Origin of the sequence: Gimesia algae (assembly GCF_007746795.1) — a bacterium.
Lineage (GTDB): Bacteria > Planctomycetota > Planctomycetia > Planctomycetales > Planctomycetaceae > Gimesia > Gimesia algae.
Map to the genome: position 1 here is coordinate 7132279 of NZ_CP036343.1, position 15611 is coordinate 7147889.

Consider the following 15611-nt stretch of genomic DNA (forward strand, 5'->3'; position numbering starts at 1 on the left):
ACCTGCATACTTGATTGCAGTCTCCTCCCGGTTAACTGCCGTGTCAGCTTAGCCTTGGGAATCAAAGTGCCAGCTTTGCAAAACGCAAAAATCTAGCGGCCTGACTCAGAAACCGCTGTCTACGCCTCTTTGGATTGATGTCTGTGACAAAACCCGGATTCTTAACGACCACCCTGCTGCTGGTTCTGTTTCTGGCCAGCGGTCTGCGTCTGACGATGGTGGTGCTGCAGAGCGATCAACTGCAGGAAGACCGGGATGCCTACATCGCGATTGCCCGGAACCTGGCTGCGGGACATGGTTTCACGTCGAGTCGGGTAGCGGAGGGACCAGATGTCGAGCCGACTGCGTTTCGTCCTCCCTTATATCCCTGCCTGCTGGCAGCCCTCTATTATGTGAAAGCGGGGGCTCTGGGCGTAGGGCTGATGCAGGTGCTACTGGGGGCACTCACCGTCTGGTTCACATGGAAAACGGGTCTGCGATTACGAATGCGTGTCGGGGCGCTGGTCGCTGCAGCAATCGTGGCAACCGATCCTGTATTGCTGCAATATACGTCGTATGCGATGACCGAAGTGCTGTCTGCATTCCTCACCAGCCTGTTGCTCTATATGCTGGTATGCCAACTGACAGAGGAACCGGGTCAGCCAGAGCCCCAAAATAAGGCTTCAAAAACTTTCGTGACGGGCCTGGTCTGGGGACTGGCAATTCTGTGCCGACCGACTTATCTCGCTTTTTTCGGACTCTGGTTTCTGGCTCGTCTGTGTGGACCGGTCTTGAAACGCGTCCTCAAAACGCAGCCTGCCGGTTTTGCGAACCGTCATTTGACTTATCTTTCCGCGGGAATTCTGATTGCTGTTTCCCCCTGGCTGATACGAAACCTGATGGTTTTTCACGCCCCCATTCTGACCACGACACATGGCGGATATACGTTGTTGCTGGGAAATAATCCTGTGTTCTATCAGGAAGTGGTACTACAACCCTGGGGCACAGTCTGGTCTGGCGAGAGTCTGGACGCCTGGCAGAAAAGCCTGGAACGTGATCTCGAGAATACAGTCCCCCCCATCAAGAGTGAGCAGGAACGTGATCGCTGGATGTATCAACGAGCGAAAGCCAATATCGCAGCTGAGCCCTCTCTGTTTGTCCAGTCTTGTCTACTCAGATTGAGACGCTTCTGGAATTTCAGCCCATTAAATAGCCACCTGGTTGAGTCGAAACCTCTGATCGGCTGGGGGATCGCTGGTTACTATCTCCTGATCCTGACTGGCACTTTGGGAGGCTGCCTGCTGTTAATCTGGAAGAGAGAGCCAGCCTGGGGGTCTTTATTCTGGCTCATCGTCAGCTTCACGGTGGTCCATATTTTCTATTGGACCAACATGAGAATGCGGGCACCACTGGTGCCGGCGATTGCCTTGCTGAGTGTTTATGGCTGGTCAAAATCTGCTGATTTTCTGAAATTCCGGAAACCAACTGAGACAAGGGAACACGACATCCGCAACACGTTATAAATCAATAGTTTACAACACTTTATTGAGTTGTTCCGTGGCAGCGATTGTTATTGACACTCTTTCAGAAATCGACCTATAATCCGCGCCCATTTATCCCGGTCCAGTGGACGGAGTTAAGTCAACTGACCTCAATTCGTTACACTCTGTCTACTGAAGCGTCAGTACCAGAGCGTGTTCCTTTCCCTACCATTTCCCTTCAACAGAAGATTGACCTACCCGGTTATCACTTCAGGAGTGCCCGTGTCGGGCGAGATCAATTCCGTTACCCGGTATGTTTCGCATCGCATCTGGCAGGTAATTGTTTTCTTAACATTGCTTGGCGGACCGGTGACGATTGCGCCTGCTCAAACCAGTTTCTTCGGCGCCCCCAAAGCATCCTATGAAGAACCGGAATACGAGCCTTCGGAAAAAGAGCCGATCGCAATCACTGCGGAGTATTCGCAACAATGGGAAGAAGATTTTGTCAGCGTCTCGATCCTGAAAGGGAACTGTCGTATCAAGCAGGGTGATGCCACTCTGCAATCGAGGCAGATGGTGATCTGGCATCGAAAAACGCGTCAGGCCGATCGTATCTCGGTTTACATGGAAGGCGAAGTTCGCGTCGATCTGCCCGGAGAATCCAAAACAGAAAACAGCCTGCTGGTCAATCTGGTCACGCAGAACGGTCTGAACCGGAACTTCAGACGTCCCACTCAAACTACAACTGCTCCCGATGATCCTGTTTTGAATCGCGCGATCGAACGACGAGGAATTCCTCACGATCATCAACTGAAACGCGCCCAGTTTATTGTCGAGAAGCCACCTCTGGAAGGTCCTGAATTAAGCCCGATTCCCGCGCAGGAAACGATAACCGATTTTCGCAGAATTCAACTCTTTCCCCGCAGCGCAGTCCCCTACAACGTCCAGGGTTTTCCTTCGACTCACACCGTCCCACCGGAACAGATCTGGGTCATCACCGGCGGAGTGAACCTACTGATCGATGGTGTGGAGGATCAGGAAATGATTGACATGTCCGCCGACCGGATCATTATCTGGACGGACGGACGCAATACTCAGAACTTCAACTCCGAAATCAGACAGTCCAAAGAATTACCCTTTGAAATCTATCTCGAAGGAAACATAGAAATTCGTCAGGGCACCTACTTCCTCAAAGCGAACCGTGCCTTTTACGATGCCCGGGAAGAACGGGCCGTCATGCTGGACGCGGAACTGAAAACCCATCTGCCTGAACTGGATGAAGATGTCAGGGTCCGAGCCAGCCAGATTCGTATGCTCTCGAAAGGCGCTTATCTGGCACAGAATGCATGGGCTACCGGCAGCCAATTCGGAAAACCGGGATACAAAATGCAATCTTCAGACGTCTTTATCGAAGACCGTTATACGACTCCCTGGCTGGGATCGGGAGCCCAAGAACTTGACCCGATTACAGGTCAGCCACTGCCTAACAAACGCGCGTGGATGACGAGTTCCAACAACACCTTCGAGATCGGCAACGTACCACTGTTCTATCTGCCTTATGTCACCAGCCCGGTGGAAGATATTTATTTTCCGATCACCGGTTTGCGATTTGGAAACGACCGCATCTTCGGTTTCCAGGTTGAAACGGAATGGGATATGTTCAAATTGCTGGGTCTGGAACGACCAGCGGGTACAAAATGGGAAGGTCAGGTTGACTACTATTCGTATCGGGGAGTCGGGATTGGGCAGTCTGGCAATTACCAGGGAGACAACCTGTTTGGCTTTGACAATATCTTCAGTGGAAATGCAGAAGCCTTTTACATTCATGACAGTGGCACAGACAACCTGGGTCTGGACCGTCGCGATCTTGTTCCGTCTACCAAAGATCGTTTTTTCCTGAATCATCAGCACCGACAGACTTCTCCCTTTGGCATGACGCTGACCAGCGAAGCCGGTCTGTTTTCTGATCGAAACTTTCAACAGGAATATTTTCAATCTGATTTCAATAACCGTAAAGATGTGGAAACACTGTTGCATCTCAAGCAACAGCAGGACAACTGGTCCTGGTCGGTCATTGGCAGAACCAAGCTGAATGGATACGAAAACACGACAGACTGGCTGCCCAAAGCAGATCTGTTCCTGCTGGGTGAACCGCTGTTTGGAAACCTGGTGAACTGGACTTCGCATTCCTCTGTGGGTTATGGAAAACTGAAACCGGGTTCTGCGCCATACAATCCCCAACAGGATGTCTTTACTCCCCTGCCCTTCATTGCCGATTCACAGGGGCTGGTGGCGATGACCCGTAATCAGTTGGAAGCGCCATTCAATCTAGGGCCTGTTATTCTGACACCGTATGTGATGGGTGAAGCAGCTTACTGGGAACAAGGCCTGCAACAGCAGCAGATCGACCGCCTCTACGGTTCTGCCGGCCTGCGCGGCAGTATTATGGCAGAGCGTATTTTCCCGGATGTCTACAGTCCTTATTTCAATTTGAATGGCCTGGCCCATAAGATGGTGCTGGAAGCAGATTACTCTTACAGCGATGCCAGCGAAAATCTGTCCGGGATCGCCCAATACAATGAATTTGATGACAACGCTCAGGAAATGTTCCGTGAGCGACTGGTAATCAACACCTTTGGTGGAGTTCTGCCACCTCAGTTTGACCCACGATTTTATGCCGTTCGTACAGGAGCCGGCCGTGGGGTCACAGACCCTTATTACGAACTGGTTGATGATCAACAGGTACTTCGGATGGCGTGGCGGCATCGACTGCAGACCAAAACGGGTCCACCGGATCAGTTGCGGACCAAAGACTGGATGACTTTGGACCTGGAAGCATCTTATTTCCCGGATGCAGATCGAGACAACTTTGGCGAAGACTTCGGCCTGCTGGGTGGACATTATAAATGGTTCCTCGGAGATCGAACCACGATGGCAGCCAATGCCTACTACGATGTCTTTGACGGGGGACAACAACTCTGGGACGTGTCGCTTACCAGCCAGCGCACCAATAGACTGTCCGTCAATGTAGCGTTGCAGCAGATAAAAGGTGGTGCCGATCTGGATAGCCAGATTTTATCAGCCGGACTCAATTATGTAATGAGCCAGAAATGGAGCGCGGGTGTCAGTACTGCTTATGACCTGGGTGAAAATGTCAATCGCGGACAGATCTTATCCCTCACCCGGACTGGTGCCGATTTTATCACGAGTCTGGGCATGTCTTATAACCAGAGCACAGGAAACGCTGGTATTGGTTTGACAATCATGCCACGATTTGGAAATTTTGGTGGCGGACCTTCTGATTTATCTTCAATACTAGGTAACACTGCTACACAATAGGAATTGGGATCGTGATCAAATCACAGAATACTCAAGCTGAACCTTTTCAACGGCAATCGACCGCCGCAGCGGAATCAGAAAAATTACGTCCCGAATGGAGACAGCGTCTGATTGATGTTGAAAGTGGTATCAAATTTGGCATCAGGCTGGACAGCACCTTCTTTATCCACTTTTTTGCTGGCAGTGCCGTCATCGCTGCTGCGACTTTATTGGGTTTATCTGCGACGCACTGGGCCATTCTGATTCTGTCTATGACAAGCGTGCTCTGCGCCCAGATGTTCAATCAGGTTTTGAAATCGATCTGGAGCATCCTCGGCAAACATCTGCCTGCAGAGTCTCAAAACACATTCAAAGCGGGTACGGCAGCGGTCGGTGTCAGCATCATCGGTTCGATTATTACAATCGCCATCGTTTTTGGATCGGCCCTGTATCGCCTGTTGTTTTAGACTGTGCTCAGGTTCCTGGAGCAGCTACAGCGACCTTAGAATTCAGTAAATACCTGAAAGAAGCGATTCTAATTCAAAAGATGCACCCGGTTCCTGAAACTATTCGCATGCAACCGGTATCCCCGTCAGAAGAACCGTGTCGATTAATCTGATGCAGCAACTTTTCTCAGTCAGGGAAAAGCATTCAAAACAGTTCTACGCTTGCGTCTGCCGTTTCTGTCTTTAATAATCATGGTACACCTTCCCTTCCATCATTTGATTAACGACAGGTACGGCCATGCAGATTGCTCACAACTTCAAAGTTCTCATGATACTCCTGATGACTGCTCTCCCAGTCACTGGATTGATGGCCGCGGGCGATGTCATTCAACCTGATCCCCGTCTTCCGAAAACAACGCCCTGGGATTTGAAGGCACTCAGCATAGCACCTGAATTCGATTGGATCGATGAGAAATCACCGGTCAGATCATTGACGTATCAGGGACTGGAATATCGTGGCAAACCGACTAAGGTGTTTGCCTTTTATGCATCCCCGGCGACACTCAATCCTGAAGAACCCAAAGATAAGAAGTATCCCGGCATTGTATTGATTCATGGCGGGGGTGGAACGGCCTTTCGGGAGTGGGCCGAGTTATGGGCCCAGAAAGGGTATGCCGCCATTTCCATGGACCTGGCAGGTTCTCAACCTGTAGATGGAAAAAATCCGCATGATCGCAAGCATCGAAACCGACTTGAAGCGGGGGGCCCTGATCAGTCTTATAAAGAGAAATTCGAAGCGGTAAAAGATGACCAGTCGGAACACTGGTGTTACCATGCCCCTGCAAATGCTATTCTGGCACATTCTCTGATCCGCTCTTTCCCGGGAGTCGACAAAGATCACACCGCTGTCACGGGGATTTCCTGGGGTGGTTATCTGACCTGCATCGTCGCCGGACTTGATAACCGCTTCGATGCTGCTGTTCCCGTTTACGGTTGTGGTTTTCTGAATGACCATTCTGTTTTTGAATCATCCATCAATAAATTACCCCCCGCAGACAGCCAGCGCTGGATGCAGCTCTATGATCCGGGCCAATATCTGCAAGCCGTTCAAATGCCGATCCTGTTTGTGAATGGCACAAATGACTTTGCTTACTGGCTGAGTGCCTATCAGAATAGTTATGAAGCCGTACCGGAATCCACGCCGCGGAATATTCGCATTCAAGTCAAAATGGGACACAGCCATCCGGCAGGCTGGAAGCCTGTTGAAATCGCTCGATTTGTCGATCAGTATCTGAAAAAACAAACTCCGCTGCCAGTAGTTCAAAACCCCGCCATCAAAGAGGGAAAAGTCACAGCGGAACTGGCTAAGCCTGTTAAAATAAAAACCGCAGTACTCAACTACACAACTGATGCCGGACCGAACCATGAACGAAAATGGCAATCCATTCCCCTGGAAGTGGATGGAACCAGGATCACAGGCCCTGCTCTTCCCGCTGATACGAAAATCTGGTTCATCAATGTCACTGATGAGTCAGACGCCATGACATCCAGTCCGCTGGTCTCAAAGCAATAGCAGGTTCAATCAGGCGGCGGATTTCCCGGGAACCTGGGGGGCGATTTTTTTCGTCACGTCCCCCTTTTTCTGTTTGAGGTCAAACAGCCCGAATATTTCGGAAGCGGTCAGACTCCGCGATTCACAAGTGGTATCGCCGTCTCCCAGAATGGAACGGAAGAGTTCACGTTTCTGTTCAAGGACCATGTCGATCCGTTCTTCAATCGTATTATTACAGACGAATTTAGTTACGATGACCTGTGTTTTCTGTCCAATACGATGTGCCCGGTTGATAGCCTGATCCTCAATCGCCGGATTCCACCAGCGATCAAACAGGAAGACGTAACCAGCAAACTGCAGATTCAAACCGACGGCCCCGGTACCATAACTCATCAACAGCAGGTGTGAATCCGGATCATGCTTGAACTGATCCAGGATCGGCTCGCGCTGCTTTGTGGGAATCCCGCCATGATAAACGAGTGTCCCAAACCGCTCTAAACGTTTCGCCATAAAGTCCAGGGGTTTCGTCCACTGGCTGAATAAAATGGCTTTGCCACCGCTGGCAGCAATTTCTTCCATGTCGGCTTCCAGGCGGTCCAGCTTACAACTGTCCCCGGTCACCGGATCGAAGTTGGTGATCTGTTTGAGTCGTAAAACCAGCTCAAATACATGTTGTACGGTGATGGAATCTCCCATCTCATTCAGCTGGATCACACCATCTTTTTCAGCCGTATCGTAGGCATGTTGTTGCGCCGGATTAAGGTCCAGGTACGCGGGACGGTCCAGCCGCGGAGGCAGATCGGTCATCACCAGATCTTTGGTGCGACGCAAAATAAATTCTTTGGAGAGTACCTGTAACTGCCGCAAATCCGGAGTGGCTCGGGGCGGAACGATTTCCATCCATTCAAATAACGACGACATTTCCTCGTGCCGGTTTTCGATCGGTGTTCCCGTGAGTGCCCAGCTCCGTTTACGGGGAATAGAACGGGCGGCTTCTGCTGTGCGGGATTCGCGGTTTTTAATGCGTTGCGCTTCATCGAGAACGACCAGATCAAAGCGAGGAATATTCTCTTCTCCCATCGTTTCAAAGTCGCGGGACATCGACTCATAATTGGCGATCAGGATGGGCGTATTCGGCATTTCCCAGATCATGCGTCGCCGCGCCGTATCGCCCTGCACTACGGTCACCGGTAATTCTTCTGCCCAGAATTTAAATTCACGCTGCCAGTTGGGGATCAGGGGTTTGGGACAGACCAGCAGGATTCGGCGCACCTGCCCGCTACGCAAAAGCAGTCGCACGCCGGTGATGGTCTGCATCGTTTTCCCCAGTCCCATTTCATCCGCCAGTAAAGCCGACTTCTGCGAGAACAGCCAGGCGATTCCCTCGTACTGATAGGGGAATGGCTCGAAAGGCATGATCAGTTCCTGACCGGCCAGCCACGACTGCAGCGGAGGTTGAAGCAGATAAAACAGGCGATCTTCCAGCGAAAGTGCATTCGCAGGCGGTTTGAGCCGCGTGCTTTTTTTGCGTTCACCCGGTTCCTTGCTGGCGGCTTTGGGGCCTTCAATCTGACTCAGTTCCCCTTCGCTTTCTTTCTCCTGTTTGGGAGGCATGAATTCCAATCCGTCAGGAAAGGTCATCCCAAATGTTTTGACGCGCGGCCTGGTCGGTTTCCACTTGGGTTGCAGTCCTGCTTTCTCAAGTAATGCCAGTGTCGTCGTTTCGAGATTGAATTTGCGGGTGAGCGCACCATTCATCCCTGAAGCAAAAACCGCGGCCGTCATAGCCAGAGAAGTCGATTCACTGCTGACCTGTTGTTTAATCTGCCAGCGATCTGCGTCTGTGATGACTGCCTGCGCAGAATTCTCAACGGGAGGAAGAAAATGAGGCCCACCGGAATGACCGGTTGACGGTTCTATCTGTTGTTGACTCTGAATGTCTGGCTCTGAAAAATCCACGTATTGACCTGTTGGAGAAGAAAGTCTGATCAGCTTGTTTCAATACCATAGTTTGAACGGCGGTTTAACGGGATGATCCCATTTTCACTGCTTCGCTTAAGGCTTCACGCACTCGCTCAAATGGTTCGCCCAGATCGGCATCCGTCGGTATATTTCGGCTGGTACTCTCAATGGCCGATTTTCCGGTCTGGTGTCCCGCATCAAACCGTAACCGGTTCTTCCCGATCTGCTCGCTGATGAAGGCGGAATTTTCTTCAACGATCTGCTCGACATCAGTCAGAATCGCCACCGGTATGGAAATATGATTCTGCAGTTCAATCGCCAGTTCCTGTTCGATCAGAATCAGGTTCGGTTTGACATTCATTTTTTCAACCAGAGTTTGACCGATCACCTCTCCCAGTAGAAAGGGAAGCAGGGTCGGACCATACAATACTTCCTGAGTTCTATTTGCTTTGACAGGAGTTGTGCATTGAAATTCCAGCGGCCTGCCAAAGTGATTTGTGACCAGCAAGCCGCCGATCAATGAGCCATCGGGACATTCAATCGTAGTCAGGAATCCCAGTTTCAACTCTTTACTACCGCCATCCGTCCCCATAAAGTCCTCGTCTCCTGATGTCATTTCTTCTGTTGTCGTCAATGATCAGACGATCCTGATTCTCACCTGAACCGTATCTCTTTCGATAATCAGGACAGCCTACTGTATCGATATCATCGTCCTTCATAATTTCTGACTTGAGTGCTTGTTGTAATGGTCGTGTTAGATAGTTTCACTTCAATAACCCTTTAAATAACAAATGGTTCCAGAATGGGGAACGTTTGAATTCCAGCAGATATTTTCTACCGTGGATTGCTCTTTAGGTTGGAAATTCATTCAAGTTGCGACAGAATAAGGGAGAACCCTGAATCTCCACTATTGATCCCCCCAGACAACTGAGCTAATACGAACATGAATGTACCAGAAACCGAGCCGGAAAACCTGAATCAGAAGGATCTCCAGGCACGCCAACTGCAACGCCTGCAACACCTTCTGAAAGAAGTCTCTGCAACCAATGTGTTCTGGCAAAAGAAATGGGAAACAGCAGGCGTCGATGTCAATTCAATTCAGAGTCTCTCTGACCTGCAGAAAATGCCGGTCACCACCAAATCGGAACTGGTAGAAGATCATCTGGCCCACGCGCCTTACGGTACAAATCTGACTTATCCCGTCGAAAATTACACACGCATGCATCAGACATCGGGAACCACCGGTTCACCCATGCGCTGGCTGGATACGAAAGCCAGTTGGGACTGGTTTGGCGAATGCTGGGCACAGATCTATCGTATGGTCGGTCTGTACCCGGAAGACCGACTGTTCTTCCCTTTTTCGTTCGGCCCTTTCGTTGGATTCTGGGCTGCCTTTGAAGGTGCAACACGTCGAGGCAATTTCTGTCTGGCTGGCGGAGGTACAGGCAGCGAAGCCCGACTGCAAATGATTCTGGACAATCGTATTACTGCCGTCTGTTGTACGCCCACTTATGCATTACGACTGGCGGAAGTAGCAGAGGCAGAGAACATCAATCTCGCCGCCAGCCGAGTGCGGGCGCTGGTCGTTGCCGGCGAACCGGGCGGAAACATTGAAGCGACCAAACTCCGCATCGGTCAGGCCTGGGGAGCACGGGTCTTCGATCACTGGGGCATGACGGAAATCGGGGCACTGGGAATTGAACCGCTGGAAAGTCCGGGCAGCCTGAATATTCTTGAAACGGAATGTATCGCTGAAATCGTCAATTCAGAGACACTGGAACCAGTGACACCGGGAGAACAGGGAGAATTGATTATCACCAATTTGGGGCGGATCGGCTCTCCTTTAATTCGTTACCGCACGGGAGATCTGGTCTCGGAAGATACTTCCCCCTGCCCTTCCGGACGTAATTTGCTGCGTTTGAAGGGAGGCATTCTTGGACGCGCGGATGACATGGTAATCATTCGCGGCAACAATGTTTTTCCGTCCAGCCTGGAAGCGATTCTGCGTACATTCGATCGAATTGCCGAGTACCGGATCGAAGTCCGCACCATTCGTGCGATGCAGCATATGAAAATCGAACTGGAGCCGACTGATGCGGCTGCAACGGAGCCACATCTCTTGATTCGAGATGTCAGCCACGCGATCAAGGATCGACTGAACTTCAACGCGGAAGTGATCACCGTCGCCCCCGGTGCCTTACCCCGTTTCGAACTCAAAGGCCGACGCTTCTTCAAAATAGACTGATACTACTTTTGCGAAGCTCATCTAATACAGGAATAAACCATGAAAGCTCACCTGCGAACTCCATTGATCCTATTTCTGATCTTTTCCTGCTATTTCATATCACTCTGTCGTACTTCGCACGCTACAGAAAAAGCCGCACGTCCCAATATCCTGTTTCTCTTCAGTGATGATCAAAGGGCTGACGCTGTCTCGGCCTATGACAACCCCCACATTCAGACTCCGAATCTGGATCAGCTGGTAAAATCGGGATTCAGTTTTCGTAATGCGTTCTGCATGGGATCAATTCACGGTGCCGTCTGCCAGCCGAGTCGCGCCATGTTGAACAGTGGTCGCTCGCTGTACCATGTTCCCATGGATCTGAAAGGGGTCATCACACTACCCCAGTTATTGAAGCAGGCGGGATACGAAACCTTTGGCACTGGTAAATGGCACAATCACCGAGATTCATTTCAGAAAAGCTTTACGACAGGAACCGCGGCTTTCATGGGTGGCATGTCGAATCATCTGGAAGTACCTGTGGTCGACCTGAAAGAGGGCAAGTTTGAAAACAAGCGAACGGGTAAGAAGTTTTCGAGCGAACTCTTTGTCGATGCCGCCGTCGATTTTTTAAAGCAGCAGCCTGCAGAGAAACCCTTTTATGCCTACGTGGCATTCACGGCGCCGCATGATCCGCGAATGCCGCCGGAATCTGCGATGAAGGCTTATGAAAACAGCCAGCCTCCGCTCCCCAAAAACTTCATGCCGCAGCATCCCTTTAACAATGGCTGGTTAACCGGCCGGGATGAATCACTAACCGGCTGGCCACGACAACCGGAAATCGTACGTGAACAGCTCGCGGAATATTACGGCATGATCACCCACATGGACGCACAGATCGGCCGCATCCTGCAAACATTGAAAGAGAGAAAACTCGAGAAGAATACGATTGTCATTTTCTCATCTGATCATGGTCTGGCATTGGGAAGTCACGGTTTACTGGGAAAACAGAACCTGTATGAGCACAGCATGAAAGCACCGTTGATTTTTAAAGGGCCCGGAATTCCTGAAAACCAATCCAGCGATGCCCTGGTTTACCTGTATGACATTTTCCCGACGGTCTGCGATTTGACTCAGATCCAGGTTCCATCAGGTGTGGAAGGTTCCGACCTGGCTCTTCTCTGGCGTGGAAAAACAGATCGAGTTCGTGACTCACTGTTTACCACTTACGAAGATCTGATGCGAGCTGTTCGCGATGAGCGTTGGAAACTGATTCGGTATCCTCAGATTAATAAGACCCAACTGTTTGATCTCAAAGAGGATCCGCACGAACTTCAGGATCTGTCCGAACATCCGGATCAGAAAGAGCGCATCGCAAAAATGCTGGTAGAGTTGAAGCGCTGGCAGAAAAAAACAGACGATAAACAATCGCTCACATCTAAGTATCCCAAACCGGAAGCCATCGATCTGACGGGACGAAAACGGAAACCCGACCAGCACCAACCTGACTGGATCGTGAAAAAATACTTCGATTCTGAATGAAATCTGTTTTCTCCCCGTGCTATAATCGGTTTTCTCACCATGTAGTAGAGTCCAACCCTAAATTTGAATTGCTTGCCTAAATCGGTTCACAAAAAGATTCACACTGTCTGAGGTAATTATAATGAAAGCTTTACTGGCAACCCTTACTCTATCCCTGTTCATCGCCTCGACGACTCTTGCCGGTAACTGGCCAGGCTGGCGTGGCCCCTCTTCCAACGGCGTCGCAGAAGGTTCCGGTTATCCCGTGTCCTGGGACAGTTCCAAAAATATACTCTGGGAAGTCGATTTGCCGGGTAACAGTGGTTCGACTCCCGTGATCTGGGGGGACGATCTCTTTCTTACCACCACAATGGAAGGAAGAAACGAAGTCCTCTGCCTGGACAAGAATTCGGGAAAGAAAAAATGGTCAACTGATTTCGGCACTGAACGCGCTGGCAAACACAGGAAAGGGAGTGGCAGCAGCCCGTCCCCTGCCGCCGATGACCAGTTTGTTTTCGCTTATTTTAAAAGTGGTGACCTCGCCTGCCTGAACCGGGAAGGAAAAATCGTCTGGCAGAAAAACCTGCAGAATATTTATGGCGAAGACACCCTCGGGTGGGACTTGGGAACGTCCCCGGTTCTGACTGACAACCTGGTGGTTATCGCCTGTATTCAGAGCGACAACTCTTACATCGTGGCTTTCGATAAAGCGACGGGAAAAGAAGCCTGGAAACAGACCCGTAATCTGGATGCACCGGAAGAAGCGAATCAGAGTTACACAACACCCGTTGTCGTCAAACAGGATGGCAAAGAAGTTATTTACGTCCTGGGAGCCGACCATGTCACTGCCCATGATGCTCAGACCGGAAAACAGATCTGGCAGGTGGGTGGTTTGAACCCGGGTCAGTTCAAAAACTACCGCTCGATCTCTTCACCTGTCGTCAGCGATGGCTATCTGATTGCCCCTTATGCCCGGGGCGGTTCCTTGACCGGAATCAAACTGGGGGGCAGTGGCGATGTGACTAAATCTCATGTTGCCTGGACCAACGAAGAAAAAGGAGAGTTCTCAGACGTCCCGACTCCCGCTGCTGTCAACGGCCGCTTTTATATCTGTTCGGATAAAGGAGATGTCCTTTGCTTAGACGTCAAAACCGGCAAAAAGATCTGGGGGGATCGACTTCCCCGCAACCGAAATAAATTCAGCGCCTCTCCGATCCTCGCTGATGGACACATCTATGTGACCCGCGAAGATGGCACAACATTTGTGCTCGATCAGGGAGATCAGTTCAAACTGGTTTCTGAAAATCCGCTGGAAGGATTCGTGCTGGCTACTCCCATCTTTTCTGATGGAAAAATCTACTTGAAGATGACCGACAAAATTTACTGCATCGGTAAAAAATAGTCGGCCAGGATCATTCGTCGTCATGAGGGACAGGCATTTCTCCTGTCCCTCTTTTTCGAGCCTGCCCTTGACTAAATGAAGCTAAGAAAATCATGAACGATTCTCAAAAAGTCAATCGGCGAACTTTTCTGGGCGAATCTGTGGCGGCAACCGTACTCTCGGGTATCCGTGTCGATTCAGAACTGCAGGGAAGTGAGTCCGATCATCGTCTCCAGTTGTTCTGGGGTGATCTGCATAACCATAATGCGGTCGGCTATGCGAAAGGCTCTCTGGAACGTTCTATCGAACTGGCTAAAGAGCACTTGGATTTCTTTGCATTCACCGGTCATGCATCATGGCATGATATGCCGAAAATGCCCGGTGACCGTCATATGAAATGGGTGAATGGCTTTGAAGTCCATTCGAATCACTGGGCGAAAACGCGGCGTCTGATGCAGGATGCTAACTCAGACCAGTTCGTCGCCTTTCTGGGTTACGAATGGCATTCCAGCCAGTTCGGCGATTACTGCATGATCTTTCCTGAAGACCAGCCGGAGCTGTTCCTCCCCAATCATGTGGAAAAACTTCTGGACTTCGCGGAGAGTCAACAGGCACTGGCGATCCCTCATCATGTGGGATACAAACAGGGTTGGCGCGGAGCGAACTTCAAACACTACCGCGCAGCAGCGTCTCCTGTGGTCGAAGTCTTTTCGGAACATGGCTGTACGGAAACGGATCGCTCTCCTTACCCGATGATCCGTCACAGTATCGGCGGGCGTTCTGCTGCGAATATGATTGTACCTCAACTGCAAAAAGGCATGCGTTTCGGCTTTGTCGCTTCCACAGACGATCATCTGGGATATCCGGGCGCCTATGGAGAAGGAGTTGTGGGAGTCTGGGCGAAAGACCTCTCTTCCCCATCATTGATGGAAGCCATTCGTGCCCGTCGCACCTATGCGGCGACGGGAGACCGAATTGCTCTGGAAGTTTCTCTGAATGGTCAGCCCATGGGAAGTGATGTGCCAGCAACATCTGACCGGCAGATTGACGTTCGCGTGCAGGGAGAAGACGCGATTTCCATGGTCGAACTGATCCGCAATGGACAGGTCATTCAGCGATACTTCCCGGAAGACCATCTCGAAGACAAACCGATTCTGCCTGGCAAAGTCAAGTGCCGTCTGCAATATGGCTGGGGTCCGTGGGCCGACCTGGCAATGGGCCGTACCTGTTTGTGGGATATGAACATTAAACTGGAGCAGGGACGATTCACCCGTGCCATCCCCTGCTTTCAGTCGGCACCCTTCAGCGAAAAGCTGCGTGACAAACTGACCGTCATCTCTCCGCAGGAACTGAAACTGGATTCCAATACAACGCGCGTCAAATGCTACGGTGAAGATCCCACCAAAGCGGTCGTCTGCGAAATTGAAGGAAATTCTGACTCAGTCCTCACGTTACAAATTCGCAAACCTTATGAGAAAACGATCAGCGCCCGCCTGGGAGATCTGATCGATGACAACGTAGTTGAATTTACAGGCGTGTTTACCAGTGAAAGTTATATTCTGCATCGGCTGGTCGGGCAGAGTGAATATTCAGCAAAAATCCGCTGGAATGATCAGCAGAGAGACACCAGTTCCACCGACTGGTACTACGTACGCGTCACTCAACATAACGGCCAGCTCGCCTGGTCCAGTCCTATCTGGGTTGGATAACTTAATTCGAAACCATTCCCCTGCTTCACTACTTTTGATGG

10 protein-coding genes are annotated in these 15611 nt (G+C 50.7%); 8 read left to right on the top strand and 2 right to left on the bottom strand.

All coding sequences use genetic code 11. From position 1 onward, the window contains the following. Positions 1-137 precede the first annotated feature (137 nt). From Pan161_RS26875 to Pan161_RS26890, 4 genes are all read left to right on the top strand, one after another. Positions 138-1502 carry a glycosyltransferase family 39 protein gene (locus tag Pan161_RS26875; RefSeq protein ID WP_145231826.1) on the top strand — a complete coding sequence of 455 codons (1365 nt, stop codon included), beginning with the start codon at positions 138-140 and terminating at the stop codon, positions 1500-1502. A 240-nt stretch (positions 1503-1742) separates the two neighbouring features. Further along, complete coding sequence (locus tag Pan161_RS26880; protein WP_145231827.1) at positions 1743-4799, top strand: LPS-assembly protein LptD; 3057 nt, start codon at positions 1743-1745, stop codon at positions 4797-4799. 11 nt (positions 4800-4810) lie between these two features. Next, positions 4811-5245 (top strand): diacylglycerol kinase family protein, encoded by a 435-nt coding sequence (locus Pan161_RS26885; RefSeq protein WP_197995556.1) that lies wholly within the window; start codon positions 4811-4813, stop codon positions 5243-5245. 319 nt (positions 5246-5564) lie between these two features. Beyond that, positions 5565-6797 (top strand): alpha/beta hydrolase family protein, encoded by a 1233-nt coding sequence (locus Pan161_RS26890; protein WP_232103515.1) that lies wholly within the window; start codon positions 5565-5567, stop codon positions 6795-6797. Between the two features lie 9 nt (positions 6798-6806). On the opposite strand, the gene Pan161_RS26895 is transcribed toward Pan161_RS26890, so the two are convergent. After that, positions 6807-8735, bottom strand: coding sequence for a DEAD/DEAH box helicase (locus tag Pan161_RS26895; RefSeq protein ID WP_145231830.1), 1929 nt, complete (start codon positions 8733-8735; stop codon positions 6807-6809). 64 nt (positions 8736-8799) lie between these two features. After that, positions 8800-9372, bottom strand: a complete 573-nt coding sequence (locus tag Pan161_RS26900; RefSeq protein ID WP_145231831.1) for a hypothetical protein — start codon at positions 9370-9372, stop codon at positions 8800-8802. Between the two features lie 309 nt (positions 9373-9681). Between Pan161_RS26900 and Pan161_RS26905 the strand changes: the two genes are divergently transcribed. The 4 genes from Pan161_RS26905 (at position 9682) to Pan161_RS26920 (ending at position 15570) form a co-directional block, all read left to right on the top strand. Beyond that, positions 9682-10983: a phenylacetate--CoA ligase family protein gene (locus Pan161_RS26905; protein WP_145231832.1), complete on the top strand. Its 1302-nt coding sequence runs from the start codon at positions 9682-9684 to the stop codon at positions 10981-10983. 39 nt (positions 10984-11022) lie between these two features. Next, on the top strand, positions 11023-12501 hold the full coding sequence (locus Pan161_RS26910) for a sulfatase-like hydrolase/transferase (RefSeq protein ID WP_145231833.1): 1479 nt from the start codon (positions 11023-11025) through the stop codon (positions 12499-12501). Positions 12502-12622: 121 nt separating this feature from the next. Next, positions 12623-13882 carry an outer membrane protein assembly factor BamB family protein gene (locus Pan161_RS26915; RefSeq protein WP_145231834.1) on the top strand — a complete coding sequence of 420 codons (1260 nt, stop codon included), beginning with the start codon at positions 12623-12625 and terminating at the stop codon, positions 13880-13882. Between the two features lie 92 nt (positions 13883-13974). Beyond that, the gene (locus Pan161_RS26920; protein ID WP_145231835.1) at positions 13975-15570 is read left to right on the top strand and encodes a CehA/McbA family metallohydrolase domain-containing protein; all 1596 of its coding nucleotides are present in this window, start codon (positions 13975-13977) and stop codon (positions 15568-15570) included. The last annotated feature ends 41 nt before the right edge of the window (positions 15571-15611 follow it).

What these genes read in the sequence shown, in the direction of transcription:
- Pan161_RS26875 (WP_145231826.1), top strand. Translation starts at nt 138, where the DNA reads ATGTCTGTGACAAAACCCGGATTCTTAACGACCACCCTGCTGCTGGTT.
- Pan161_RS26890 (WP_232103515.1), top strand. Translation starts at nt 5,565, where the DNA reads ATGACTGCTCTCCCAGTCACTGGATTGATGGCCGCGGGCGATGTCATT.
- Pan161_RS26905 (WP_145231832.1), top strand. Translation starts at nt 9,682, where the DNA reads ATGAATGTACCAGAAACCGAGCCGGAAAACCTGAATCAGAAGGATCTC.
- Pan161_RS26910 (WP_145231833.1), top strand. Translation starts at nt 11,023, where the DNA reads ATGAAAGCTCACCTGCGAACTCCATTGATCCTATTTCTGATCTTTTCC.
- Pan161_RS26915 (WP_145231834.1), top strand. Translation starts at nt 12,623, where the DNA reads ATGAAAGCTTTACTGGCAACCCTTACTCTATCCCTGTTCATCGCCTCG.
- Pan161_RS26920 (WP_145231835.1), top strand. Translation starts at nt 13,975, where the DNA reads ATGAACGATTCTCAAAAAGTCAATCGGCGAACTTTTCTGGGCGAATCT.